Below are 25,173 nucleotides of genomic sequence, written 5' to 3'. Positions count from 1 at the left end.
CGGCACGGCCGTCGGCTCGGTCTCCGGGGGATGCGTGGAGGGAGCGGTGTACGACCTGTGCCTCCAGGCCCTCCAGGACGGCGAGACGGTTCTCGAACGGTTCGGCTACAGCGACGAGGACGCGTTCGCGGTGGGGCTGACCTGCGGCGGGACGATCGACGTCATGGTCACCCCGTTCACGGGCGCCAGGGCGGCCGAGGCGGCCGCCCTGGCAGCCGCCGCCCGGCGGGAACCCGTGGCCCTGGCCCGGGTGGTCCGCGGCCCGTCCGGCCTCCTCGGCCGGGCCCTGCTGGTCCGCCCCGACGGCTCCTGCGAAGGCGGCCTCGGCGGCGCCCCCGGCCTGGACCGCACCGCTCTCGACCGGGCCGGTGCCCTGCTCGCCGGCGGACGCACCGGCACCGTGGACCTCACCGAGGACGGGTCACACTGCCCCGGTGGTCTCACGCTGCTCGTCGAGTCGGCCGCCCCGCCGCCGCGCATGATCGTCTTCGGTGCCATCGACTTCGCGGCGGCGCTGGTGCGGGCGGGGAAGTTCCTCGGCTATCACGTGACCGTGTGCGACGCCCGCCCCGTCTTCGCGACCCGGGACCGCTTCCCGGAGGCCGACGAGATCGTCGTCGACTGGCCCGACCGCTACCTGCGGCGCACGGCGACCGACGGGCGCACGGTGCTGTGCGTGCTCACCCATGACGCGAAGTTCGACATCCCGCTGCTCACGGAGGCGCTGCGGCTGCCTGCGGCCTACATCGGCGCGATGGGCTCCCGCCGCACCCACGCGGACCGCGAGCGGCGGCTGCGGGAGGCGGGGCTGGGCGAGCGGGAGCTGAACCGGCTCAGGTCTCCGATCGGCCTCGACCTGGGGGCCCGTACGCCCGAGGAGACCGCCGTGTCGATCGCCGCGGAGATCGTCGCGGCACGGCACGGCGGCACGGGAGCCCCCCTCACCGGTTCGGCCGCCCCGATCCACCGGCGCGACCGCGCGCCGCAGCCGGCCTGAGATCACCCGGTCGGGCCCGCCGATCCCGCGGACCCGGCCCGCCCGACGCGGCGACAGCAGGGCCTGGCTGCCGCGGACGCGCGAGGGGCCCGGGGCCGTGGTCCGGCCCCGGGCCCCTGTGCGGGCGTGAGGTGTGCGTCAGGCCGCGGCGGGCTCCGAGGCGTGACCGTGCAGACGGGCGATGACCTCGGTCAGCTGCTCGGCGACCTCGGCGTCGTCGGCCGGGTGCGTCTCGGCGAAACGGGTCATCGAGCCGGGGATCGACAGCTTGACGTCCTCCAGGACCTTGCCGCCGGCGACACCGACCGACTTGCGGGTCTCGTCGTGCGCCCAGACACCGCCGTACTGGCCGAACGCCGTGCCGACCACGGCGACGGGCTTGCCGTTGAGGGCGCCGGCGCCGTACGGGCGGGACAGCCAGTCGATGGCGTTCTTCAGGACGGCCGGGATGGTGCCGTTGTACTCGGGGGTGAACAGGATCAGGCCGTCGGCGGCGTTCGCGGCCTCGCGCAGCCGCGCGGCGGCGGCCGGGACGCTGCCCTCGACGTCGATGTCCTCGTTGTAGAAGGGGATCTCGGCCAGGCCCTCGAAGAGGTTGACCTCGGCACCTTCGGGGGCGAGCTTCACGGCCGCCTCGGCCAGCTGGCGGTTGTGCGAACCGGCACGGAGGCTGCCGACGAGGGCGAGGATACGAACGGACATGCTGACTCCCACATCTGAGGCAATGCTCTGAATATCGCTGCTGACTATCCGGACCGGGGTCCGTTGAATGTTCTAGCACCCTAAACGGACCGCGGTCCAGTTTTGTTCCCGATGCTTTACGCTGGCTTCATGTCCGCCGTCCCGCCCCCCGTTCCGATGCCCGAGGAGCCCGTCGACCACCCTGAGCTGCTCCAGCTCGGCCCCGCTCTGGGGGCCGACGAGCCCTGCCTGCGTGCCGACGCCGCGCGCAACCGTGCCCGGCTGCTGGAGGCCGCCGGACGCCTGGTGGCGGAGCGCGGCGCGGAGGCCGTCACGATGGAGGCCGTGGCCGCCGAGGCCTGTGTCGGCAAGGGCACCGTCTTCCGCAGGTTCGGCGACCGCACCGGCCTGCTGACGGCCCTGCTCGACCACTCCGAGAAGAAGTTCCAGGCCGCCTTCCTCACCGGTCCGCCGCCGCTCGGACCCGGAGCGCCGCCCGTGGAACGACTGCGGGCGTTCGGCTGCGCGATGCTGGCCCGCTCCGCCGACGACCTGGAGCTCCAGCTGGCGGCCGAGCCCGCTGCCGGCCGCCGCTTCGTCACTCCCGCCCGCCGCGTCCTGCGGCACCACATCGAGGTGTTGCTGCGTCAGGCCGTCCCCGAGGCGGACTGCGATCTCCTCTCCCACGCGCTGATGGGCCAGCTCGACCCCGCCCTGATCCACCATCTGACCCGGCAGTGCGGGATCCCCCTGGCCCGGCTGGAGGCCGCGTGGATCGACCTCGTCGACCGGGTGGCGGGCGCGGGCACCACCTGCCCCTGAGCGCCACCGTACCCCGTGAGCGCTCACGGGATGCTCACAACTCCCCCGCCGTGAGGGGGTCTTGGGGCTTCTGCCAAGATGCCGTACGTCATGGTGCAGATACCGAAAACGCCCGCGCCCCCGTCCCCCGCACCGTCGCGCTCCGTGCCCACGAGCGCCGATGTGGCCCGCCTGGCCGGCGTCTCGCGCGCGACCGTCTCCTACGTCCTCAACAACACCAGCGCCGTACGGATCAGCGAACCCACCCGACGCCGCGTGCGCGAGGCCGCGAGGGAACTCGGCTACGTCCCCCACGCGGCGGCCCGCAGCCTGCGCGCCGGGCACAGCCGCATGGTGCTCATCCCCGCGCCGACCTTCCCCGTCGGCCCCCTCTACAGCCGGTTCCTCACCGACCTCCAGGCCTCGCTCGCCGCCCTGGACTACACGGTCGTGCAGCACGGCACCGGCGGCCCGCACGGTGACGAAGCCGCCCGCGCCTGGGCCGAGTTGCGGCCGGTGGCCGTGCTCGTACCCGGCTCCGGGCTCGGCCCGCGCGGCGTGGCGGTGCTCAAGCGCTCCGGCGCACGGGCCGTGGTCACGCTCGGACCGGAGACCATCGAGGGCGCGCACGCGCTGCTCATGGACCACGACGTCGTCGGCCACAGCGCGGGCGCCCACCTCTACGACCGCGGCCGGCGCCGGATCGGCGTCGTCGTCCCGCAGGAGCCCGGCCTGGAGGCGTTCTCCGCACCGCGCCTCGACGGCGTGCGCCAGTCGGTGCGCGGCACGGACGCCACGGTGACCGAACTGCCCCTCGCCTACGACGAACAGGAGGCGGCGCGGCTCGCCGCCCGCTGGCGCACCCTGGGCCTGGACGCGGTCTTCACCTACAACGACGAGTACGCGATGCTGCTGATGCGGGCCCTGCTGGACGAGGGCATCCGCATCCCCGAGGAGACGGCCGTGATCGGCGCCGACGACCTGATGCTGGGTCGGCTGCTGCGGCCCCGGCTCAGCACGGTCCGGCTGCGGCTGCCCTCCGGTCGGGAACTGGCCGAGCTGGTCGACCGCGCGGTGCGCAGGCCCGCCGTCGAGCCGGAGGCGCACAAGGTGCTGGGGGCGACGGTGCTGCACCGCGAGTCCAGCTGACCGTCACAGATGCGTGACGCCGCGGACGACGGTAGACACGGTGACGCGGGGCGGACGGCCCGGTCCGCGGATGCGGCACGGCTAGGATGTTGCATGCTCAACAAAACGGGGACGTGTCCCCGTGCGGGCGGCGGCCCACACCGCCGCGCCCGCACGGCGCGTTCCGCCATGTGACCGCCGAACCGGCCGCGCACGTACGGGAGTTACGCATCGCCCGTCAGCCGGTGACCGATCGATCGGAGAGCCGTCATGCCGTTGCTCGACACGAGGACCTGGCAGCCCCGCACCCTCACGGGGCCCGGGTACACCGTCACCGAGCCAGCCACCGGCCAAGCCCTCGGCCCCCTCACCCTCGCCGGCCCCCAGGACGTCGAGGCCGCCGCCGGACGGGCCGCCGCCGCCCAAACCGCATGGGCCCGCACCCCGCACTTCGCTCGCGCCGCCGTCCTCCGCAAGGCCGGCGACCTGTTCACCGCACACGCCGACGAACTGCGCGCATGGCTCGTCCGTGAATCGGGGTCCGTCCCCGGCAAGGCCGACTTCGAACTGCACGTCGCCGCCCAGGAGTGCTACGAGGCCGCCGCCCTCGCCTCCCGCCCGGCCGGGCAGGTCCTGCCCAGCGAGGCGCCGCGCCTGTCGTACACGCGCCGCGTCCCGGCCGGTGTGGTCGGTGTGATCTCGCCGTTCAACGCGCCGCTGATCCTGTCCATCCGCTCCGTCGCACCGGCCCTGGCGCTGGGCAACGCGGTCCTGCTCAAGCCGGACCCGCGCACCGCCGTCTGCGGAGGGCTGGCCCTCGCCGCGGTCTTCGCCGCCGCGGGCCTGCCGGAGGACCTGCTGCACGTCCTGCCCGGCGGGCCGGACGCCGGGCAGGCCCTGGTCGCCGACCCGCGCGTGCCGGTCATCTCCTTCACCGGCTCCACCGCCGCCGGACGGGCCGTCGGCGAGGCCGCGGGCCGTCACCTCAAGCGGGCCCACCTGGAACTGGGCGGCAACTCGGCCATGATCGTGCTGGAGGACGCCGACCTCGACGCGGTGATCTCCACGGCGGCCTGGGGCTCGTTCTTCCACCAGGGCCAGATCTGCATGACCACCGGACGCCATCTGGTGCACGCGTCCCTCTACGACGAGTACGTCGAACGGCTGGCCGCCAAGGCCGACTCGCTCGCCGTCGGCGACCCGTACCGGGACCAGGTCCACCTCGGCCCCATCATCGACTCCGGTCAGCTCTCCAAGATCAGCGGCCTGGTCGACGCCAGCACGGCCGCGGGCGCCAAGCTCGCCGCCGGCGGCACCCACGACAGGCTCTTCTACCGGCCGACCGTCCTCGCCCACGTCGACGACCGCACCCCCGCCTACACGGAGGAGGTCTTCGGCCCGGTGGCGCCCGTCCGCTCCTTCACCACCGCCGACGAGGCGGCGGCCCTGGCCGCGCAGAGCCCCTACGGCCTCTCCCTGGGCATCGTCACCAGGGACCCGGCCCGCGGCCTCGACCTCGCCGAGCGCATCCCGACCGGCATCGTCCACATCAACGACCAGACCGTGAACGACGAGGCCGTGGCACCCTTCGGCGGGGTCGCCGCCTCCGGCACCGGCGCCCGTTTCGGAGGTGAGGCCAATCTGGAGGCCTTCACCGAATTGCGCTGGACGACGGTACGCGGAGACGTCGCTCCCTACCCGTTCTAGGAGCTCCGCCCCCCTTGCCCCAGGGCCCGGCCGTCCGGGCCCCGGGCCGGGTCACTCGGCCTGCTGCTGGGCCTCCTGCTGGGCCTCCTGCTGGGCCTGCTGCTCGGCGACCGCCTTGCGGACCTCGTCCATGTCGAGGTTGCGGGCCTGTCCGATGACGTCCGTCAGGGCGGCCTCGGGCAGGGCACCGGGCTGGGCGAACACCGCGACCTGGTCACGGACGATCATCAGCGTGGGGATCGACTGGATACCGAAGGCCGCGGCCAGCTCGGGCTGCGCCTCGGTGTCCACCTTGCCGAACACCAGGTCCGGGTTCTCCCCGGCCGCCTTCTCGTACACCGGGGCGAACTGCTTGCACGGCCCGCACCAGTCCGCCCAGAAGTCGATCAGGACGAACTCGTTGTCCGTGACCATCTGGTCGAAGTTCTCCTTGGTGAGCTCCACGGTGCTGCTCATGGCGTACATCCCTCTTCCTGGTGTGGGGGTCAAGCCGTCGGCACAACACGGCCGACCGGACACGTATTCCGCGCCCCTACCCATGTGGCCAGGGCGCACACCACCCACCAGACTGACCCCATGACGGAAACGGAAACCAACACGTACGACGTCGTGGTGCTCGGGGCCGGGCCCGTGGGGGAGAACGTCGCCGACCGCACCCGCGCGGCCGGACTGACCACCGCGGTCGTGGAGAGCGAACTGGTCGGCGGCGAGTGCTCCTACTGGGCGTGCATGCCCAGCAAGGCCCTGCTGCGGCCGGTGATCGCCCGCGCGGACGCCCGCCGCGTGCCTGGCCTGCGCCAGTCCGTGCAGGGCCCCCTCGACGCCGCCGCGGTCCTCGCCCACCGGGACTACTACACCTCGGGCTGGAAGGACGACGGCCAGGTCCGGTGGCTCGACTCCATCGGCGCCGATCTGCACCGGGGCCACGGGCGCCTCAGCGGACCCCGCGAGGTGACGGTCACCGGCCCCGGCGGTGAGCGCGTCCTGACCGCCCGGCACGCCGTCGCCGTCTGCACCGGAAGCCGCGCCGCCCTGCCCGGCCTGCCCGGGCTGGACACCGTCAAGCCGTGGACCAGCCGGGAGGCCACCAGCTCGACATCGGTGCCCGGCCGGCTGATCGTCGTCGGCGGCGGAGTGGTCGCCACCGAGATGGCCACCGTCTGGCAGGCCCTGGGCTCGCGGGTCACCCTGCTGGTCCGCGGCAAGGGCCTGCTCCCGCGGATGGAGCCCTTCGCCGGAGAACTGATCGCCGAGGCGCTCACGGAGGCCGGAGCGGACGTCCGCACCGGCGTCTCGGTGGAGTCCGTCACCCGGGAGAACGGCACCGTCGTCGCCGTGACCGACACGGGCGACCGCGTCGAGGCCGACGAGATCCTCTTCGCCACCGGCCGCGCCCCGCGCACCGACGACATCGGCCTGGAGACGATCGGCCTCGACCCCGGCTCCTGGCTGCCGGTCGACGACAGCCTCCGCGTGACAGGGCACGACTGGCTGTACGCGGTCGGCGACGTCAACCACCGGGCCCTCCTCACCCACCAGGGCAAGTACCAGGCCCGCGTCGCGGGTGCCGCCATCGCTGCGCGGGCCGCCGGCGAGACCCTCCTCGCCGAGCCCTGGGGCGCCCACGCCGCGACCGCGGACCACACCGCCGTCCCCCAGGTCGTCTTCACCGACCCGGAAGCCGCGGCCGTGGGCCTGTCCCTGGCCGAGGCGGAACAGGCGGGTCACCGGGTGAAGGCCGTCGACGTGGACCTGTCCACCGTCTCCGGCGCGGGCCTGTACGCCGACGGCTACCAGGGCCGCGCCCGCATGATCGTCGACCTCGAGGACGAGATCCTGCGCGGCGTCACCCTCGTCGGCCCCGGCGTCGGCGAGCTCATCCACTCCGCGACGGTCGCCGTCGCCGGCCACGTCCCGATCAGCCGCCTGTGGCACGCCGTCCCGTCCTACCCGACGATCAGCGAGGTGTGGCTGCGGCTGCTGGAGGCGTACCGGGACGCGTGAGGCTCCCCCTCAGCCCACCCCGAGGCGGTCCCGCCACCCGCGGGACAGCCTCGGCCGCAGGAAGACGACGCCCTGCTGGGTACCGACGGCGAGGTCGAGGTGGGGGCTGCCGGGCAGGGCGGCGAGCGAGGTGACCCGCGCCGGCAGGGGCATCGACCAGACCTCCTCGCCGCTGGGCAGGTGGCAAAGGATCACGCCGTGCGTGTCGTTCAGGGCCACCAAGGTCTCTCCGCTGGGAGCAGGACCCGTCCACAGAATCCGGGACGCCTCCACCGGCAGCCGACGCGGACTGCCCGGGGCGCTGGGGTCCCAGACCACGACGGGCACGACGGACGAGGCACCGTAGACCTCGGGAGCGAGGCACAGCAGGAGAGGAGATCCCGCACCCGTCTCGACCCAGCAGGGCGTGGACGCCTGCCCACCGAGCGCGCCGCTGACGAAGGGGTGGCTCCGATCGGGAAACCGGGGAGGCGGGCAGACCGTGTATGAGCCTCCCAGGGCCAGGTCGATCACTGAGACCGCACCATCGAACCCGCGCTGCGCCACCCAGCGCGTTCCCGCCCTGTCATGATGAGGCACCAGAATCCGCACGTCATCGAGCAGTTCGGAGCCGGTGCCGATGTCCCTGTACGGGGTGCCGGTGGACAGGTTCCACAGACAACTGCCCGTGGCGGCACCGGCAGGCACCGGTGCCACATCAACGAGCCGCTGGGTCGCCGGATCCCACGTGCGGGGCGAGCGGCCGCCCACACTGCTCTCCAGCCCCCGGGTCCTGCGGATACCGGCCATCAGCACCGCTTCACCGGCGAGCGTGGTGAACGCGGTGGAGCAGACCATGTCGTCACCGGGGTCCAGGGACCAGGGCATCCCCGCCCACTGCGGTGCGTCCTCGGGCGTGTCCAGCAGGACGGCGCGACCGAGGAGCGCGTCGAACCCGACGAGACGGGTGTACGGCTGTGAGTGGGTCGGCGGCAGGAGATGGGCGCGTACTCGCTCTCGATCGCCGTGTAGCCAGGTGAGCGACGTGTGGGCGGGGGAGGCGTCTGGCCGCAGCCGGTGCCAAACGCAGTGGCATGCCGGGACGGAGGACGACCACCCAGGCAGGCTGGAGAAGCGAGGGGGTGCGATGTGGCCCGTGTACTGCCACGACAGAAGGTTGAGAGTGCCGTCGGGGTCCTCGGCCCGGTCCTCTGGTGCGGGCGGGCAGCCCAGGGTCACGTCCGGGAGAAGGGAGCTACGGGGACCGGCTGCCGCGGAGTCGGGCAGGCGTGGTGCCACCCGATGAACCCGGCTGTGGTCGGTCACCGCCATGACCGCGGCGGGATCGCGTGTCCACGGGATCAGCGTCTCGGTCTCCTCCGACGCGTCGAACCGCCGGACGGCCACGGCACACCCGCCACCTTCGCCCGGCTCGTGGAAGGCGTCCAACTGCCAGAGCCTGGCGGTCCCGTCGTTGCCTATGGTGAGCACTTCGGGGTCACCGCCACCGAGCGCGTCGAGTAGCCGCACCGCGCAGACCGCGCCCTCATGCCCGAGCAGACGTACGCCGAGGGCGTCGCCGGTGTGGCAGTCGACCAAGGTCGGATCCATGTAAAAGCCGACCGCGACAGCGAGGACGCGGTCACCGCGGACCAAGGGAGCCACGAGACTCGCCTGCTCGATCCCCTTGTCCGCTACGGAGGTCCGCAACGGCGCTTCGTCCGGGCGCAGAACGAGGATCGTGTCGCCTTCCCGTGCCAGGAACACCGGAGCCGAAGCGCTGTCATGCGCGAAGTGCCCCCACTCGTGATCGAATCCGTCGTACGCCACCGAAACCGTCTCCCGAGAGGCCAGGTTCAGCAGAGTCAGCCTGTTCCGTGGCTCGCAGATCGCGGCAATGGTCCCCCGATCGCCACGGATGTGATCGGCCAGTTCGGGCCGCACGGCGCCTTCGAGGACGGTCACCACCTCGCTCTGTCCTTCCAGCGGGTGGAGGGAGACCCGGCCCCGCACACCGTCGCAGAGCAGCATGAGGCCACGCCCGTTCCGGTCGAGGCCCAGGCAGGCGGACGCCCCCGGCCCGTCGTTCCAGCGGTGGACCCGGCGCGTCACGCATGGTTCCTCGAGCAGCGGCTCCCGACTGAGCAGCGAGAGAACCGTCACGCGCTCGGAGTCGCCGCACACAAGGACCGGTGTGCCATCGGACAGCACTCCGGCGTCGAGAAGCATGGTGTAACCCGTGCCTGACACCTGCCCGGTGAGCGTCTGATCCCGCACGTCCCACAGGCGCAGCGTGCCCTCGGTGTCGAGTGTGACGGCCGTGGCAGGGAGCTCCGGGCCGCGGGGGAGCAGCACCAGGCCGGCGACGTCGGCCGGATGCGGCAGCACCGCGGACTGCGAGGGGTCGTCGATCAGCCAGACATGCGCGCGGGACGCGCGCGGGGGAGCGGCGAGCACGGCTCGGCCGACGCCGGGAAGGACGAGGTCCCTGATGAGCCAGTGCGGGTTCATCGACCGCACCGCGTATGCGTCGCCCTCGTGATGGCCGACGATCCGGTGTGGGGTGATCTCACGCCGTGCGACGCAGATCGACCGCACGGCCGAGATCCGCTCGGCTTGATCGGCGAGTCCGTTCTGCCCGTACGCCTTTGCCACGAACGCGAGCAGGGCCGCCCGGTCGCTCATGCCCGGTTTCGCGTCCAGCAGGAGGTAGGCGCAGCGTTCGACGGCCATGGCCAAGGTCGGCCGACGCCGCGCATGCCGGACCGCGGGCAGCAACGTGGCCGGTTCGGCTGCCACCACGAACGACGCGTCCTCGATCAAGTCGTCCAGCGCGCCCGCACCGGCGGCGTGGGTGGCGAGATGGATCCGGACGTACGGCAGGGCGCGGGACCAGTCGCGATCCGGGACAAAGGCGAGCAGCGTGTCGACGAAGCACTCCTGCACGTCCCTGAGATCCCGGTGCCTGAGCACCCGGGTCCTCATGTGGTCGGTCAACTCCTGGTGGTAGAGCCGGAAGTACCACGTTCCATCGATCCGGGCCTGGGCGAGGTAGGAGCCGTCCTCCTGCAGCAGCGCATCGATGTCGGCCTCGCCGAGTGCGACGCCGGAGAGCTGCGCGGCGACGCGTAGCCAGACCCTGCGGGGCAGGCCGTTGCCCTCGCCGAAGGCGATGGTGGTGAGCAACGCCATCGTGGCATCGTGCCGCTCCGGCGACAGCCGCCGGAAGTAGGCCTCGAAAGCGCCACCGACGTCGGAGGGCAGTTGGTCCGTCCAACCCGCCGACGTCACATCGACGGTGGGCCCGCGCAACAGCGCGCTGGCGGTCATACGGGCGACCAGGAAACAGCGACCGGCCCGGCGGGCGACCTGCTCCGCGACACGACGGGCCAGGTCGGGACTGCGCTCGTAGGGAGCGCCCCGGTCCGAGATGATCTTCGCCACGTAGGCGGCGGTGTCCGTGTCCTCGGCGTAGGCGTCATCGTCCAGGTCGATGACCGGAACTCGGTCCCCGAGGTAGGGCAGGAGCTCGCGGCGTGAACCCACCACGAGACGTACGCAGGGCACGTTGGAGAGGGGGCGCAGCAGCTCCCACGCGATCCTTCGGGCCTCCGCCTTGTCTCCTCCGGCGCCCGCCTCGTCGAGGGAGTCGACGACCACCCGTGAAGACTGCCGCCGATCGGCCAGTGCCGCGCACAGGGCCGCCGGAGTGGTGGCCCTGACATCGGCTGCCGCCGCGAGCCGTCCGACCAGCGCCTCCATTGTCTGGTGGTGCGCGTTGACCGAGGCGTCCGCGCACTTCTCCAGCACCAGACGGCCGAGCACGGCCGACTTTCCCGAACCGGGGTCGGCGGTCACGACCAGAATGCCCTCGCCACCCTCTCCCGAGAGATGCGCACGCGCCTCGGCCAGCGCACGCTCCCGCCCCGTGAAGTACGACCCGGGATCGTGCACATGCTCCACACCGCGCCCGCGCGGCTCGAAGTGGGACGACAGATCCGAGGCGTCCCCTCGCACGCCGGCGTCCGTGATCTCGGCGTACGGATCGAAGCAAGGGTTCACGAAGAACGGCGGCCGCTCCGAGTGGTCGACCGATGTGCATGCCGCCCGCTGCTGCGAACCGGCCGCGGCCAAGCGCTGGTTGACCCGGTCGGCCAGGGTGTCGGGCGCGAGGTAGCGCTGCGACGGCCCGTCCCCCCGCTCGCACGCCTTCGCCAACTCGGCCACGAACGCGCCGTCGTCCGCCAGGTCCCGATGGCGTGCGGACGCCAGCAGCCAGGTGCCGGCGCCGAAGGAGTCCGCTCGTCCCCGGCTCGCCACGATCGCGTCCGTGACCCCGCCGATGTCCGCGCCGGCGGCCGCCGCGTGGCAGGCGTCCACCACGAACAGCACGTTCCGGACGGGGGAGTCGGCCAGGATCTCCGCCAGGTTCCGCAGCGACAGCCATGAGCGCGGCCGGTGCTGCTCGCTGTCCGCGCAGGCCAGCCGGTACTGACCGGTGGAGGAGCGGTCCCCGTGTCCCGCGTAGTACAGGACCACGACGTCGTCGGCGGTCAGATCCGCGGTGCGGCACCACTCGGCCAGGGCGTCCTCGAACGCGTCCGGCCGAGGGTCGTACGACACACCGGTCAGGACCCGTTCATAGCCCATGGACGCGAAGAGGTCCGCCGCCCGGTCGGCGTCCTCGTGCGCCAGGGGCAGTTCGGGCCCTTCGCGGTAGTGCCGTGTGCCCGCCGCGACGACATAGCGCATCGAACCGCCCCCGGCCTCGCCCAACGCCCCTCCCCGGTGAGGGAACCAGGTTACGCGTGCGCGGCCACCACCCACTCCCGGTGGTCCTCGTCCCGGTGGTCCTCGTCCCGGAGGTCCTCCTCCGCCTCCGGCGGCAGCAGCACCCGGTCCGGCCGCAGCGCGTCCACGGCGCCCTCGTCGCGGCTACGGCAGGTCGAAGCCGAGTGCGCGTGCCGCCTCGTCGGGGGCCGGCTGGGCCCAGCGCTCCGCCATCGCCCGGTCGGACGACAGGGAACGCGGCTCGGCGCGGTCCAGGTACAGGACGCCGTCGAGGTGGTCCGTCTCGTGCTGCACGATCCGTGCCGGCCAGCCCGTGAACACCTCGTCCAGCGTCCGCCCGTGCTCGTCCTGCCCGGTCAACCGGACTTCGGCGGGCCGGGCCACCACCGCCTGCCAGCCCGGCACGCTCAGGCAGCCCTCGAAGAACGCGGCCCGCGCGTCCCCGACGGGCCGGTAGGCGGGATTGACCAGGACGCGGAACGGCTGCGGTACCCGCCCGCGCACCAGACGCACCTCGTCCGGCACCGGTGCGGGATCCTCGATCACCGCGATCCTGAGCTCCACTCCGACCTGCGGCGCCGCCAGGCCGACCCCGGGCGCCGCACGCATGGTGACCCGCAGCGCCTCGACGAACCGGTCCAGCAGGGCGGGCCCCAACTGGCCGTCGTACGGCACGGTGCCGTGCCGCAGCACCGGGTCGCCCGCCGCGACGATGGGCAACGGGAGTCCCCCGTCGAGGAGTTGCTCGACCCGCTCGGCCAGGGGTGCGCGATCGCCCGGAGTTCCCATCGCGCCAGGATGGCACGGCACCCCCCGCCGCTGCGTGACGCACGTCACACGTGTCTCCCGGGAACTGAACGCCCCGCGGGTCCGACTACTGCACCGCAACGGCCACCGTCGACACCGCGACGGCCCAGTAGACGTCCCCCGGAGAAGCCCGCCGATGACCACCGCTCCCTCGACCACCACGGACCAGGCCCCGCAACCACCCGCCCCGGCACCGTCGAGGAGCAGCTGGGCCCCCCTGCGCCCGCTGATCCTCCGCCTGCACTTCTACGCCGGGGTGCTGGTGGCGCCGTTCCTCCTCGTCGCCGCCGTCACCGGGCTGCTCTACGCCGCCGCCTTCCCGGCCGAGAAGCTCGTGTACGCCCATGAGATGACCGTCCCCGCGGGCGAGCGGAAGCTGCCGATCAGTGAGCAGGTCGCCGCCGCGCGCAAGGCCCACCCCGAGGGCACGGTGTCGGCCGTGCGTCCCTCGCCCGAGGCCGACGCGACGACCCGGGTGATGCTGTCCGGCGTCCCGGGCGTCGACGAGGGCCACACCCTCGCCGTGTTCGTGGACCCGTACACCGCGAAGGTACGCGGCTCCCTCGAACAGTACGGCTCAACCGGGGCCCTGCCGCTGCGCACCTGGATCGACGAGTTCCACCGTGACCTGCACCTCGGGGAGCCGGGCCGGCTGTACTCCGAACTTGCCGCCAGCTGGCTGTGGGTGATCTCGGCGGGCGGACTGGTGCTGTGGTTCTCCCGCCGCCGGGCCCTGCGCAAGGTACGGGGGGCGACGGGACGGCGCCGCACCCTCGGACTGCACGGCACGGTCGGCGTGTGGGCGGCGATCGGGTTCTTCTTCCTCTCGGCGACCGGCCTGACCTGGTCCGCCTACGCGGGCGCCACCATCGACGAGCTGCGGACCTCGCTCGGCCAGGCCACACCGTCGGTGTCGGCGGCCGCCGGCGGCGAGCACGCCGGCCACGGCTCCGCCGCCGGGCAGGCGGGAGACGCCGCGCACGGAGTGGGCCTGGACAAGGTCCTGTCGGCCGCACGGGCCGAGGGCCTGGGCGACCCGGTGGAGATCGTGCCGCCCGCCGACGCGAACTCGGCGTACGTCGTCAAGCAGGTGCAGCGCAGCTGGCCCACCAAGCAGGACGCCGTCGCGATCGACCCGGCCGACGGGCAGGTCACCGACGTGGTGCGCTTCGCCGACCACCCGGTGCTCGCGAAGCTCACCCGCTGGGGGATCGACCTGCACACCGGTGTCCTGTTCGGCCTGGCCAACCAGATCGCCTTGATGCTGCTCGCGCTGTCCCTCGTCCTGCTGATCGTCTGGGGCTACCGCATGTGGTGGCAGCGCGGCCGGGGCAGCGCCTTCGGTCGTCCCGTCCCGCGCGGCGCCTGGCAGCAGGTACCGCCGCACATCCTCGTACCGCTGCTGGCGGGCATCGCCGTGCTCGGCTACTTCCTGCCCCTGTTCGGCATCCCCCTGGCGGCCTTCCTCGCCGTCGACATCCTGCTGGGAGAGATCGCCCACCGGCGGGGGAAGCGGTCGTACGGCACGCCGGCCCGGTAGCGGTCCCGAGGGCGCACGGATGCCCGGCTCCGAACGGAGCCGGGCATCTCCATGGCGAGGCGCGGGTCAGCGCGGGTCGAAGTCACCGGCGAGCGCCGAGGCGATCCGCAGGTGCGACTCCGCCTCCTCGTGCCGGTTCTGCCGCTGGAGGGTACGGCCGAGCATCAGCCGGGCGTAGTGCTCCACCGGGTCCCGCTCGACGATCGCCCGCAACTCGTTCTCGGCGCGCCGCAGTTGCGCCGAGTGGTAGTAGGAACGCGCCAGGAGCAGCCGGGGCCCGGTCTGCTCGGGCACCTCCTCGACCAGCCCGACCAGGACGCGCGCGGCGGCGGCGTAGTCCTTGGCGTCGAAGAACAGCCGCGCACGCTCCCAGCGCTCGGCCGGGGTTCCGTGGGCGTAGTACGTCGTGTCCTGCGTCGTCGTGTCGTGGGTCGTGTTCACTCGGTGCCTCCTTCGAGGCCGTCAACCGAGCCCGCCGGCCGCCTATTCCGCTCGTCGGGGCGGCGACCGGAGCCGGCGGTGTACCGCACGCCCTACCTGGCCAGAGCGGTCAGCTCGGCACCGGCCCGCTCGGTGATCAGGCTCAGCACCCGGCCCGTGACGGCCAGGTCCTCCGCCGGGATCCCGTCGTAGACCCGGGCGGTGAGGGGAGCCGTCTCACGGGTGGTCGTGGCGTACAGCTCCCGCCCGGCGTCGGTGATCCGCAGATCAGACGCTCCGTCCGGGGCCAGCCACCGCGCGGCGATCAGCTCGTCGAGGACGCCGTGCACCTGCGACGCGTCGATCTTCAGCGCGCCGGTGACACCGTCGACGAGCTGCTCGCGCCCGACCGGGCCGTCGGCGACGGCGGCGAGGCGGAGGGTGACGGACTGCTGGAAGGTGATGCCGTGCCGGGCGAGCACCTTCTCGAGGAGGGCGCGGCCGGCGTAGTGGGCCAGGGCGATGACGCGGGGGTCGGCGAGGGGCGTGGTGGTCATGGCTGCTCCGTCTCGTTCCGGATGGAGGGGTCGAGGGGTGCGTCGAGCAGGGCGGTCAGCTCACGCTCGAACTCCCGGGTGCGCGCGCTGTCCAGGCCGCCGAGCGGGTCGAGGAGCTGCTGGAGGAGGGCGTGGACGACCTCGATCGCCCGCCGGGTGACCTCGGTGCCCCGCTCGGTGAGGGCGAGCTGCACCGCGCGCGGGTCGCGCGGGTCCCGGGTGCGGTCCAGGAGGCCGGCGGTCTCCAGGGCGCGGGCCAGCTTCGACACGTAGAGCGGTGCCAGCCCGGTGCGGTCGGCGAGCCGGCGCTGGCTGGGCCGTTCGCCGGAGCGCTGCATGCCGTGCAGCGAGGCGACGAGGGAGTACTGCGCGTGGGTGAGCCCCAGTGGGGCCACCGCGCGGTCCACCGCGACCCGCCATTTCATCGACAGCCGCCACACCAGGAACCCGGGCGTCGCGCCCTCGTAACCTTCGCTCATGCCAAATACCGTACATGGATATTATATTCATGGCTACTAAAATGGAGACCGGGCACCGCGGCTGCTGAGCGGCCCGAACGTGCCGCTGACGCGAACCGTCGCGCCGGACTAGGTTGGGCGCCATGAGCAATCTTGAGCGCGAGGCGGCCCCCTCCCTGTGCGGCGGCCGTGGCTTCGTGGTGGCGGAGCCGGTGCGGGAACTCCTCAGCCCCCGTCGGGTGAAACTGGGCGAGTCCAGCGAGGTCCGCCGACTGCTGCCCAACCTCGGCCGCCGCATGGTCGGAGCCTGGTGCTTCGTCGACCACTACGGGCCCGACGACATCGCCGACGAGCCCGGCATGCAGGTTCCGCCGCACCCCCACATGGGGCTGCAGACCGTCAGCTGGCTGCACGAGGGCGAGGTGCTGCACCGCGACTCCACCGGCAGCCTGCAGACGATCCGCCCGCGTGAACTGGGACTGATGACCTCCGGCCGGGCCATCAGCCACTCCGAGGAGAGTCCGCGCTCGCACGCCCGCTTCCTGCACGGCGCGCAGCTGTGGGTCGCGCTCCCCGACAGCCACCGCCACACCGACCCGCGCTTCGAACACCACGCCGATCTGCCGGTCGTCACGGCGCCCGGCCTCACGGCCACGCTGATCCTGGGCGATCTCGACGGGGCGACCTCACCGGGCACCGCGTACACCCCGATCGTCGGGGCCGACCTGGCCCTGACCCGAGGCACCGACGTACGTCTGCCCCTCGAACCGGACTTCGAGTACGCCGTCCTGTCCATGTCGGGCGAGGCCCATGTCGACGGCGTCCCGGTCCTGCCCGGCTCGATGCTCTACCTCGGCTGCGGCCGCGGTGAACTGCCCCTGCGGGCGGAGTCGGACGCGAGCCTGATGCTCCTGGGCGGCGAACCGTTCGAGGAGGAACTGATCATGTTCTGGAACTGGATCGGGCGGACGCAGGGGGAGATCGAGCAGGCGCGCCGGGACTGGATGGAAGGGTCGAGATTCGGAGAGGTGAAGGGCTATGACGGGGACCCCCTGCCGGCCCCTGCGCTGCCGCCGACGCCTCTGAAGCCGAGAGGGAGAACCCGTTGACCTGCGGAAAAGGCTGATCGTTCCGTCGACGGCTCGTGTTCCTCCTCCAGTGGTGTGGGGTGGCCATCGGCGACCGAGTGGTCAACGGAGGGATTCCGACCGGGCGGGCGACCGAGTCGCACCCCGGATCAGGGCCTGGCGCTCGGACGCAGCCGTGTCAGCCTCGGCGGCGCTCAGGGCACGCAGGAGCGCGCGGGCGACCGCGTCGTTCTGGCGGAACGCCGGCGCGTCGGTGCGGGGGCGGGCGAAGGCGGCGACGGCCCGGCTGTTGGTGGGGGCGCCGAGGGCGATACGGCGGGGGTGCGGGCTGTCGAGGGACGGGTCGATGACGTGGCCGTCCGTGGGCGAGACGGCGAGCAGGCCGGAGCGGTGGGTGTGGGTGGAGTCGGCGATGACCTCCTCGGCGAGTGCGCCTTCTCGATACAGGCCCCGCAGGAGTGGGTCCTCGGTGCGGTCCAGGGAGGGGCCCGGCAGATACGCCTCGACGAGGGCGGTGGCGTGGAGGGTGTGCCCCGGGACGGTGGGGCCGGTCGCGGTGAAGGTGCCGGTGCTCTCGTCGGTGTCGATCCGGATGCCGGCGCCCAGGAAGCGGACCACTCCGGCCCGGGACAGAGCCAGCAGCTGGCGCAGGCGGAAGCCGGGCGGGCCGGAGGCCAGGAAGCTGAAGAAGCCGTGCCACCAGCCGTCGAGTTGCTCGGCGACGGAACGCGCGGTCAGCCGTCCCGCCGCGACCAGGCGGGGCAGTTGCCCGTAGACCGACAGCAGCGCGAGGAATGCCCCGAGATCGGCGCTGAACGCCGGGTCCTCGCGGCGGGCGACGTCCCGGGCGATGTGGTCGCTCAGGTGGTCCTGGAAGGCCTCCGGCGTGGGGAACGTGAGGCCGTCCAGCGGGCGGTCCAGGACCTCGAAGTCCAGGCGGTCCACCGGGTCGGGTACGGCCGTGGCGACGAGGGCCGCCATCTCGGCGTCGTACCAGCCCAGGCGGTCGTAGACGGCGACGAAATCGGGCCAGGGGAGGGCCGTGCGCTCGGGGTGGGCGTGGAAGAGCTCGTGGTAGTGGCCGAAGCCGATCTCCTTGGCCATCAGCGGCCACACGTCGCGCCGCAGGTCCAGTGGGCGTCCCTCGGCGAGCAGCGCGTCGACCGCCTCGGGGCCGAAGTGGCGCGGCAGTGGAGGCCGGGGACCCTGGAGGCGGTAGCGCGTCTTGGAGTGGTACGGCACCCCGCGTCGCGACCCGACGTGCAGGACGGGCTCGCGGCCGGACGGGACGTAGGTGAGGGTGCCGTCGGCCTCGGTGCGGTAAGTGCCGCCGCGTCCCTCGGTGAGCAGCGCCATCAGGTCGATGAAGGCCAGTCCGAAGCCGCGCACGATGACGTGTTCGCCGGGTCGCAGTCCGGACAGGTCGGCATCGGCGGAGAACTCGGGCGGGAGGTGGAAGCGGCCGTGCCGGCGGGCGAAGGCGGCGTGCTCGCGGTACTCGGCGGCGGGAGCGGAGCCGAGGTGTCCCTGTGCGAGAACGACCAGGTCGGCGGTGAGCGGGGCGGCGCGGTCGGCGAGGTGCACCTGCTGCGGGCCGTCCGGGGGACCGGTGACGGCGGTCGCGGCGGTGGGGTGCCACTCGACCGTGACGGTGGGCGGCAGTTGGGCCAGCGCCCTGCGGAACACCCAGTCCAGGTAGGCGCTCTGGGCACGGCGGGTGGGGAAGTCGGACCCGTCGAGCCTGCGCAGTTCGGCGAGCACGTCAGGGTCGGTGGGTTCGGCGTACGGGGCGTGGCGCGGGCCCCGGCCGGAGAACTGGGCGGCCCACTCGGCGAGCGAGGGGCCCGGGCGCACCGGGCCCTCGATGGTGGACGACTCGTCGGTGAACATGGTGACGTCCTCGGCCATGGAGTTCATCCGCAGCAGCGCCGACTGCTCATGGCGCCAGACACGTCCCGGGCCGGGCGGATGCGGGTCCACCAGGTGGATGCACAACTCCCGCACACCGTGCCACAGTTCGGGCGCGTTGGCGGCGATGCGCTCCAGCAGGCCCGTGGCGCGCGGTCCCGCGCCGACGACGACCAGGACGGCCGGCGAAGGGGTGCCGGTCATCGGTCACCGCCGGTCACCGGGCGGGCGTCGACGGCCGTGGCCGCGCTCAGCCGGTGGCGCACGGCGGTCAGGTGGCCGTGCAGCCGTCGCAGCGGGGTCGGCGGCAGGGCGTGGGAGTCCCCGCGCGCGTAGTACCGCTCGACGTAGAACTGGCCGGCGCTGAGCACTGTGGTGACCGCGATGTACCAGAGGGTGGCGACCATCAGCAGGGGAATGACCTGGTAGGTCTGGTTGTAGATGAGCTGCACCGAGTACAGCAGGTCGTGCACGGCCAGCACGCTGACGATGCTGGTGCCCTTGAGAGTGCCGATCAGCATGTTCCCGGCCGTGGGCACGATGGAGCGCATCGCCTGGGGGACGACGATCCGGCGCAGGGTGCGGCCTCTGCTCAGCCCGAGGGCATGGGCTGCCTCGGTCTGCCCGGAGTCCACGGCGAGGATGCCGCCGCGCACCACCTCGGCGGCGTAGGCGGTCTCGTGCAGGGTCAGGCCGATGACGGCGGTCAGGGTGGGGCCGAGCAGATCGACCGTCTTGACGGTGAGGAACTGAGGGCCGAACGGGATGCCGAGGCCCAGCGTCGGATACAGGGCGCCGATGTTGAACCAGAACAGCAACTGCACCAGTAGCGGCGTGGACCGGAAGATCCACACGTAGCCCCAACTGAGCGTGCGCAGGACGGGGTTGGCGGAGAGCCGCATCACCGCGAGCACGGTGCCGAGCAGGAAGCCGAGCACCATCACCACAGCCGTCAGCCACAGGGACAGCAGCAGTCCGTCGAGGACGGCGGCACTGGTGAAGTACCGGCCCACCACGCTCCATTGGAAGGCGTCGTTGCGGACGACGGAGTTGAGCGTCAGAGCGAAGAGCAGCAGGGCGACCGCGGCGGTCAGCCACCGGCCGACGTGCCGGCGCGGCACGATCCGCGGGAGGTCGGGGCCAGGCGCGCTCGCCCGTTTCAGGGGGTTCGTCGCAGGGGCCGGCGTGACTTCGGAAGGCGTGACCATCGAGAGGCTCTCCGGGGGAGGGAATCGCAGGCGTGGGTGACCACCCGGTGGCACTCGCAGGGAGCGCAACGGCACCGGCGCTGCGTGCGTACGGTGCGGCCGGGGTTCGGCGTCGTCACATGCGCCGCGTCCCTCAACGCGGCCGGAAGGGCCGCCGGGCAGGGCGGGCCGTTCCGCTGTCGATCGTATGTGCCCAGGGGATCGCCGTGTCAACAGCGCCCCGGGCGGCGCCCGTCCCGCACGGTCCGGCATCCGGGCGCTGCTTGACGAGCGCCACGTTGTACTGCTCAATTAGTCGCATGAATGCCCAGCAGCGCTTGGTCTCGCGCGGTCACATCGACTTCGGTCGAGTGTGGTCCGCCGCGTGTTGCGCCTGACTCGGCAGCGGGCCGTCTGACCGGCCCTTCCCTCCCTCGGTGACCCCGTCGCGGGCCGAGTTGTCTCCTCACGCGCGCTGCCGCAGCTCTGCTTTTTCCGACGCTCGACGTCGTCACGCCTGCACCGACCCGTCTGCCTGACGGTCTGCTCACTCATGCCTGCACGCACGGCGATTCCGCCATGCCTGCGTGCCGCCACAATCCCTGAAAGGGCCATGCCCATGCCCGTGGAGTTCCTCGGCATCGCCGCCACCAACGACGGCTCCGAAACCACGCCCCGCTCCGGCGCCGCGTTCGACAAGGAGTACACGCTCCGGCTCGCCAGGGCACACGAGGACCACGGCTGGGACCGGGTGCTGTTCGCCTACGGCTCCGGGTCCCCGGACCCCGCCCCGGCCGCCGCGTACATCGCGAGCAGGTTGGAGCACCTGCAGATCCTGCTCGCCCACCGGCCCAACGTCTCCTACCCCACCTTCGCCGCCAAGACATTCGCCACTCTCGACCAGATCAGCGAGGGCCGGCTGACCGTCCACTTCATCACCGGTGGCAACGACCACGAGCAGGGCCGCGAGGGCGACACCCTCACCAAGGACGAGCGCTACGCCCGCACCCGCGAGTACATCCGGATCGTCAAGAAGATCTGGACCACGCACGAGCCCTTCGACCACGAGGGCGAGCACTATCGCTTCCACGATTTCGTCAGCGACGTCTTTCCCGTCCAGCAGCCGCGCCCGAAGGTCTCGTTCGGCGGCTCGTCCCCGGCCGCGTACGCCGCCGGAGGCGCCGAGGCCGACATCTACTGCCTGTGGGGCGAGCCCCTCGCGAAGACCGCCGAGCAGATCGAGAACGTGAAGGCCGCCGCGAAGGCCGCGGGCCGCACCGACGTGCCGCGCATCCAGGTGGCCTTCCGTCCGATCATCGCCCCGACCGAGGAACTGGCCTGGGAGAAGGCCCACCGCACGGTCGGCGCGATCAAGGCCCGCAAGGAGCGGGGCGAGGCCATCACCAAGCGCCACAACAGGCACACGCAGCCGCAGAACACCGGCTCCCAGCGGCTCATCGCCATCGCCGAGGCGGGGGAGCGCTACGACCGGGCCCTGTGGACCCCGACCGCCGCCGCGACCGGCGGCGCGGGCAACTCCAACGCCCTGGTCGGCACGCCCGAGACCGTGGCCCAGGCGCTCCTCGACTACTACGACCTCGGCGTCGACATCCTCTCCGCCCGCGGCTACGACCTGCTGGGCGACGCCACCGACTTCGGCCGGTACGTGATCCCGATCGTCCGCGAGGAGGTCGCCAAGCGCGACGCCGAACGGGCGGCACGCGGGACGCAGACCCTGAGGGCGGTGAACGGATGACTTCGGCGCCTGAGCTGACGGTCATTCAGGCACTCGTCTCCGACCCGCGCGTGAGACCCCTGCTGCGCGAACTCGGCCACGAGTACTCCACGCGCTACGGCAAGGACGCCCACACCGAGATCTCCCGCTACCCCGACGAGGAGTTCACCGCACCCTACGGCGGCCTGCTGCTCCTGTTGCTGGAACGCGGCGAGCCCGTCGCAGGCGGCGCCTTCCGGCGGTACGACGCGACCACCGCCGAACTGAAGCGGATCTGGACCCACTCCGCCCACCGGCGGCGCGGTCTCGCCCGACGGGTCATCGCCGAGCTGGAACGCGAGGCGGGCACACGCGGCTACCGCCGGATCTACCTGACCACCGGGCCACGCCAGCCCGAGGCCCGCGGCCTGTACCTGGCCACCGGCTACACACCGCTGTTCGACACCGAGGCCGACCCGGAAACCATCGGCCCGCTGCCCTTCGAGAAGCATCTGCCGGCCGAAGCACGCACAGCACGCACGGGAAAGGCAGCCGACCAGTGAACCCACACCCGCTCAGAACCCGCCTGCGCATCGCCGCGACCATCGCGCTGCTGCCGCCTGTACTGGCGCTGACCGCCTGCGGCTCCGGCGACACCTCCGGCACCACACCGGCGGGCGCTCAGGCATCTCCCGCGCCGACCGACGACCCGGTCGCCGCCGTACGCAAAGTGGACTCCGTCGCCGCCCTGCTGCCCGCCGACGTCCGCGAAGCGGGCACGCTGCGGGTCGGCAGCTCGGTCGGATTCCCGCCCGGGGCGTACTACCCGAACGGGCAGGACAAGGCGCCCGCGGGCCAGGACATCGACATCGCCGACGCGGTGGCCAAGGTCCTCGGTGTGAAGCTCGAGCGGCAGGACGCCTCCTTCGAGACGATCCTGCCCGCCCTCGGCAGCGGCAAGTACGACGTCGGCACCGGCAACTTCGGCGTCACGAGCGAGCGCCTGAAGACCATCGACTTCGTCACCTACATCAACGACGGCCAAGGCTTCGCGGTGAAGTCGGGCAACACCGCCCTCGGCAAGAAGGTCACCGACCTCACCCGGCTGTGCGGGCTGACCATCGGCACGGGAGCCGGCACCACCTTCGAAGCGACCCTCACCGCGCAGAAGGGCGTGTGCGCGAAGGCGGGCAAGAAGCCGTACGACGTGAAGGTCTACTCGGAGAACGCGGCCACCCTCACCGCACTCCAGCAAGGCCGGATCGACGTGATCATGTCGACCATCAACGGCCTGCGCTACCAGGCGGCCCAGCCCGCATCGCAGACCACCTTCCTCGGCGAGTTCCACCGCCTCGACGTCGGCTTCGCCTTCAAGAAGGGCTCCCCCCTCACCAAGGCGTTCCAGGCCGCTGTCAACAAGCTGATCAAGGACGGCACGTACGCCCGGATCCTCCAGAAGTGGGGCACCTCCGCCTCCGCGATCGACACGTCGCGGATCAACCCGCCCGAGCACACCTGAGAGTTGAGCAGGAACACCACGATGGCATCCACCACCGACATCGCGCCGCCCGGCGCAGCCACCCCGGGCACCGGCCCCGGGGCCCCGCCCGCTCCGGACAATCCTGCCTCCCTCAAGGTCGTCCCCGCCCGTCACTACGCCCGCTGGGTGGCGGCCGTCGCCGTGATCGTGTTGGTCGCCCAGTTCGTGCACGGGCTGGCCACCAATCCGGTCTGGGAGTGGGGGGTCTTCCGCGACTACGTGCTGTCCGAGACGATCGTCCAGGCGGTGTGGGTGACCCTTCAGCTCACCGCGTACGCCACCGTACTGGGCTTCCTCCTGGGCACCGTCCTGGCCTTCATGCGGCTGTCGCACAGTCCGGTGCTGCAGACCGTCGCCTGGACCTACATCTGGATCTTCCGGTCCATTCCGATGATCGTCCAGCTGGTGTTCTGGTTCAACCTCAGCGCGCTGTACGAGAGGCTGGGGCTCGGCGTCCCCTTCGGCCCGGTGTTCTGGTCCGTCGACAGCAACAGCATCATCGGCACCATGGGCGCGGCCGTCATCGGGCTGACGCTGCACCAGGCCGCCTATGCCGCCGAGATCGTGCGCGGTGGTGTCATCGCCGTCGACCACGGGCAGCTGGAGGCGGCCGCCGCGCTGGGCATCCCCCGGCTGCGGCAGATCCGCCGGATCGTGCTGCCGCAGGCCATGCGCGCCATCCTGCCCACGGCCGGCAACGAGATCATCGGCCTGCTCAAGGGCACCTCGGTGGTCTACGTGATGTCCATCGGCGAGCTGTTCTACCAGGTGCAGGTGATCTACGGCCGCAACGGCCGGGTGATCCCGCTGCTGCTGGTCGCCACCGCCTGGTACGTGGTGCTGACCTCCCTGCTGTCGGTCGCGCAGTACTACGTGGAGCGCCGCTACGCCCGGGGCGCCAACCGCACCCCGCCGCCCACCCCGCTCCAGCGCGCCCGCCGCTTCGTCCGAACCCTGCGCGCGGCCGCCGCCCAGCGCAACCAGCCCGTCCTACCCCTGACACCCCCGAAGCCCTTGGGAGACAGCCGATGAGCGACGTGACGGTGGCCGTCAAGGACGCGACGCCGACGGTCGGCGACGTGATGGTGGACGTCCACGGCGTCCACAAGAGCTTCGGCCCGCTGGAGGTGCTGCGCGGCGTCGACCTCCAGGTCCGCGCCGGCGAGGTCACCGTGATCCTCGGCCCGTCCGGCTCCGGGAAGTCCACGCTGCTGCGCACCATCAATCACCTGGAGAAGGTCAACCGCGGCTGGATCAGCATCGACGGCGAACTCATCGGCTACCGCCGCTCCGGGAGCAAGCTGCACGAGCTGAAGGAGAAGGACGTACTGAAGCAGCGCACCCACATCGGGTTCGTCTTCCAGAACTTCAACCTCTTCCCGCACCTGACCGTGCTGGACAACCTCATCGAGGCCCCCGTCTCGGCGCTGCGCCGCCCGCGCAAGGAGGCCGAGGAGACCGCCCGCCGGCTCCTCGACCGGGTAGGCCTCGCCGACAAGGCCGACGCCTACCCGCGGCAGCTCTCCGGCGGCCAGCAGCAGCGCGTGGCCATCGCCCGCGCGCTCGCCCTCGAACCGAAGGTGCTGCTCTTCGACGAGCCCACCTCGGCGCTCGACCCGGAACTGGTCGGCGAAGTCCTCGACGTCATCAAGGACCTGGCCCGCACCGGAACCACCATGATCGTCGTGACCCACGAGATCGGATTCGCCCGCGAGGTCGCCGACAGCGTGGTGTTCATGGACAGCGGTGTCGTCGTGGAGCAGGGCCCGCCCGCGGCCGTCCTGGACGACCCGCAGCACGAGCGAACCCGCGCCTTCCTCTCCAAGGTCCTCTGACCGCCCCTTATCCCTTTTCCGCAAGCAAGGA

Annotated in this window: 21 protein-coding genes; 12 read left to right on the top strand and 9 right to left on the bottom strand. The window is 72.2% G+C overall.

The window, feature by feature from the left end:
• A partial coding sequence (locus ACFV20_RS34830) for an XdhC family protein (protein WP_385664626.1) occupies positions 1–997 on the top strand: 997 nt, incomplete at its 5' end.
• A gap of 138 nt (positions 998–1,135) precedes the next feature.
• On the opposite strand, the gene ACFV20_RS34825 is transcribed toward ACFV20_RS34830, so the two are convergent.
• Complete coding sequence (locus ACFV20_RS34825) at positions 1,136–1,699, bottom strand: NAD(P)H-dependent oxidoreductase (RefSeq protein ID WP_385664623.1); 564 nt, start codon at positions 1,697–1,699, stop codon at positions 1,136–1,138.
• Positions 1,700–1,828: 129 nt separating this feature from the next.
• On the opposite strand from ACFV20_RS34825, the gene ACFV20_RS34820 reads away from it, so the two are divergent.
• The 3 genes from ACFV20_RS34820 (at position 1,829) to ACFV20_RS34810 (ending at position 5,314) form a co-directional block, all read left to right on the top strand.
• Positions 1,829–2,500 (top strand): TetR/AcrR family transcriptional regulator, encoded by a 672-nt coding sequence (locus ACFV20_RS34820; RefSeq protein ID WP_385664620.1) that lies wholly within the window; start codon positions 1,829–1,831, stop codon positions 2,498–2,500.
• Between the two features lie 90 nt (positions 2,501–2,590).
• Entirely contained in the window at positions 2,591–3,628 is a 1,038-nt protein-coding gene (locus ACFV20_RS34815) for a LacI family DNA-binding transcriptional regulator (RefSeq protein ID WP_385664618.1), read from the top strand.
• Positions 3,629–3,877: 249 nt separating this feature from the next.
• Positions 3,878–5,314, top strand: a complete 1,437-nt coding sequence (locus tag ACFV20_RS34810) for an aldehyde dehydrogenase family protein (RefSeq protein ID WP_385664615.1) — start codon at positions 3,878–3,880, stop codon at positions 5,312–5,314.
• A gap of 51 nt (positions 5,315–5,365) precedes the next feature.
• On the opposite strand, the gene trxA is transcribed toward ACFV20_RS34810, so the two are convergent.
• Positions 5,366–5,770 (bottom strand): thioredoxin, encoded by a 405-nt coding sequence (gene trxA / locus ACFV20_RS34805; protein WP_385664612.1) that lies wholly within the window; start codon positions 5,768–5,770, stop codon positions 5,366–5,368.
• Between the two features lie 120 nt (positions 5,771–5,890).
• On the opposite strand from trxA, the gene ACFV20_RS34800 reads away from it, so the two are divergent.
• Positions 5,891–7,318 (top strand): dihydrolipoyl dehydrogenase family protein, encoded by a 1,428-nt coding sequence (locus tag ACFV20_RS34800; RefSeq protein WP_385664609.1) that lies wholly within the window; start codon positions 5,891–5,893, stop codon positions 7,316–7,318.
• 9 nt (positions 7,319–7,327) lie between these two features.
• Here ACFV20_RS34800 and ACFV20_RS34795 read toward each other — a convergent pair whose 3' ends face one another.
• The gene (locus ACFV20_RS34795; RefSeq protein ID WP_385664607.1) at positions 7,328–12,073 is read right to left on the bottom strand and encodes a caspase family protein; all 4,746 of its coding nucleotides are present in this window, start codon (positions 12,071–12,073) and stop codon (positions 7,328–7,330) included.
• Between the two features lie 159 nt (positions 12,074–12,232).
• A complete protein-coding gene (locus ACFV20_RS34790) occupies positions 12,233–12,877 on the bottom strand; it encodes a peptide deformylase (RefSeq protein WP_385664605.1) in 645 nt (214 codons plus the stop codon).
• A gap of 154 nt (positions 12,878–13,031) precedes the next feature.
• Between ACFV20_RS34790 and ACFV20_RS34785 the strand changes: the two genes are divergently transcribed.
• A complete protein-coding gene (locus ACFV20_RS34785) occupies positions 13,032–14,435 on the top strand; it encodes a PepSY-associated TM helix domain-containing protein (RefSeq protein ID WP_385664602.1) in 1,404 nt (467 codons plus the stop codon).
• Between the two features lie 66 nt (positions 14,436–14,501).
• Here ACFV20_RS34785 and ACFV20_RS34780 read toward each other — a convergent pair whose 3' ends face one another.
• The 3 genes from ACFV20_RS34780 to ACFV20_RS34770 all read right to left on the bottom strand — a co-directional run bounded on the left by ACFV20_RS34780 (position 14,502) and on the right by ACFV20_RS34770 (position 15,891).
• Positions 14,502–14,876: a tetratricopeptide repeat protein gene (locus ACFV20_RS34780; protein WP_385664599.1), complete on the bottom strand. Its 375-nt coding sequence runs from the start codon at positions 14,874–14,876 to the stop codon at positions 14,502–14,504.
• Positions 14,877–14,968: 92 nt separating this feature from the next.
• Positions 14,969–15,412, bottom strand: coding sequence for a MarR family transcriptional regulator (locus tag ACFV20_RS34775; RefSeq protein ID WP_385664597.1), 444 nt, complete (start codon positions 15,410–15,412; stop codon positions 14,969–14,971).
• The gene (locus tag ACFV20_RS34770; protein WP_385664594.1) at positions 15,409–15,891 is read right to left on the bottom strand and encodes a MarR family winged helix-turn-helix transcriptional regulator; all 483 of its coding nucleotides are present in this window, start codon (positions 15,889–15,891) and stop codon (positions 15,409–15,411) included. The genes ACFV20_RS34775 and ACFV20_RS34770 overlap by 4 nt, the downstream gene beginning before the upstream one ends.
• Positions 15,892–16,013: 122 nt before the next feature.
• Here ACFV20_RS34770 and ACFV20_RS34765 point away from each other — a divergent pair, with 122 nt between their 5' ends.
• Positions 16,014–16,979: a pirin family protein gene (locus tag ACFV20_RS34765; RefSeq protein ID WP_385664591.1), complete on the top strand. Its 966-nt coding sequence runs from the start codon at positions 16,014–16,016 to the stop codon at positions 16,977–16,979.
• An 81-nt stretch (positions 16,980–17,060) separates the two neighbouring features.
• On the opposite strand, the gene ACFV20_RS34760 is transcribed toward ACFV20_RS34765, so the two are convergent.
• Both ACFV20_RS34760 and ACFV20_RS34755 read right to left on the bottom strand, forming a co-directional pair.
• Positions 17,061–19,070, bottom strand: a complete 2,010-nt coding sequence (locus ACFV20_RS34760) for an FAD/NAD(P)-binding protein (RefSeq protein ID WP_385664588.1) — start codon at positions 19,068–19,070, stop codon at positions 17,061–17,063.
• Positions 19,067–20,074, bottom strand: a complete 1,008-nt coding sequence (locus tag ACFV20_RS34755; protein ID WP_385664586.1) for an amino acid ABC transporter permease — start codon at positions 20,072–20,074, stop codon at positions 19,067–19,069. Before ACFV20_RS34755 ends, ACFV20_RS34760 begins: the two co-directional genes overlap by 4 nt.
• A gap of 598 nt (positions 20,075–20,672) precedes the next feature.
• On the opposite strand from ACFV20_RS34755, the gene ACFV20_RS34750 reads away from it, so the two are divergent.
• Genes ACFV20_RS34750 through ACFV20_RS34730 form a run of 5 tightly spaced genes read left to right on the top strand, consistent with a single transcriptional unit; the run spans position 20,673 to position 25,142 of the window.
• The gene (locus tag ACFV20_RS34750; RefSeq protein WP_385664629.1) at positions 20,673–21,809 is read left to right on the top strand and encodes an LLM class flavin-dependent oxidoreductase; all 1,137 of its coding nucleotides are present in this window, start codon (positions 20,673–20,675) and stop codon (positions 21,807–21,809) included.
• Positions 21,806–22,330 (top strand): GNAT family N-acetyltransferase, encoded by a 525-nt coding sequence (locus tag ACFV20_RS34745; protein ID WP_385664583.1) that lies wholly within the window; start codon positions 21,806–21,808, stop codon positions 22,328–22,330. Before ACFV20_RS34750 ends, ACFV20_RS34745 begins: the two co-directional genes overlap by 4 nt.
• Positions 22,327–23,286 carry an ABC transporter substrate-binding protein gene (locus ACFV20_RS34740; RefSeq protein ID WP_385664580.1) on the top strand — a complete coding sequence of 320 codons (960 nt, stop codon included), beginning with the start codon at positions 22,327–22,329 and terminating at the stop codon, positions 23,284–23,286. Before ACFV20_RS34745 ends, ACFV20_RS34740 begins: the two co-directional genes overlap by 4 nt.
• 21 nt (positions 23,287–23,307) lie before the next feature.
• Positions 23,308–24,339 (top strand): amino acid ABC transporter permease, encoded by a 1,032-nt coding sequence (locus ACFV20_RS34735; RefSeq protein WP_385664577.1) that lies wholly within the window; start codon positions 23,308–23,310, stop codon positions 24,337–24,339.
• Entirely contained in the window at positions 24,336–25,142 is an 807-nt protein-coding gene (locus ACFV20_RS34730) for an amino acid ABC transporter ATP-binding protein (protein WP_385664573.1), read from the top strand. Before ACFV20_RS34735 ends, ACFV20_RS34730 begins: the two co-directional genes overlap by 4 nt.
• The last annotated feature ends 31 nt before the right edge of the window (positions 25,143–25,173 follow it).

Source organism: Streptomyces sp. NPDC059696 (assembly GCF_042733745.1).
In the GTDB taxonomy this organism is placed as follows: Bacteria; Actinomycetota; Actinomycetes; order Streptomycetales; family Streptomycetaceae; genus Streptomyces.
The sequence above is the reverse complement of the archived record's forward strand: the minus strand, read 5'-3'. Positions and strand labels throughout refer to the sequence as shown.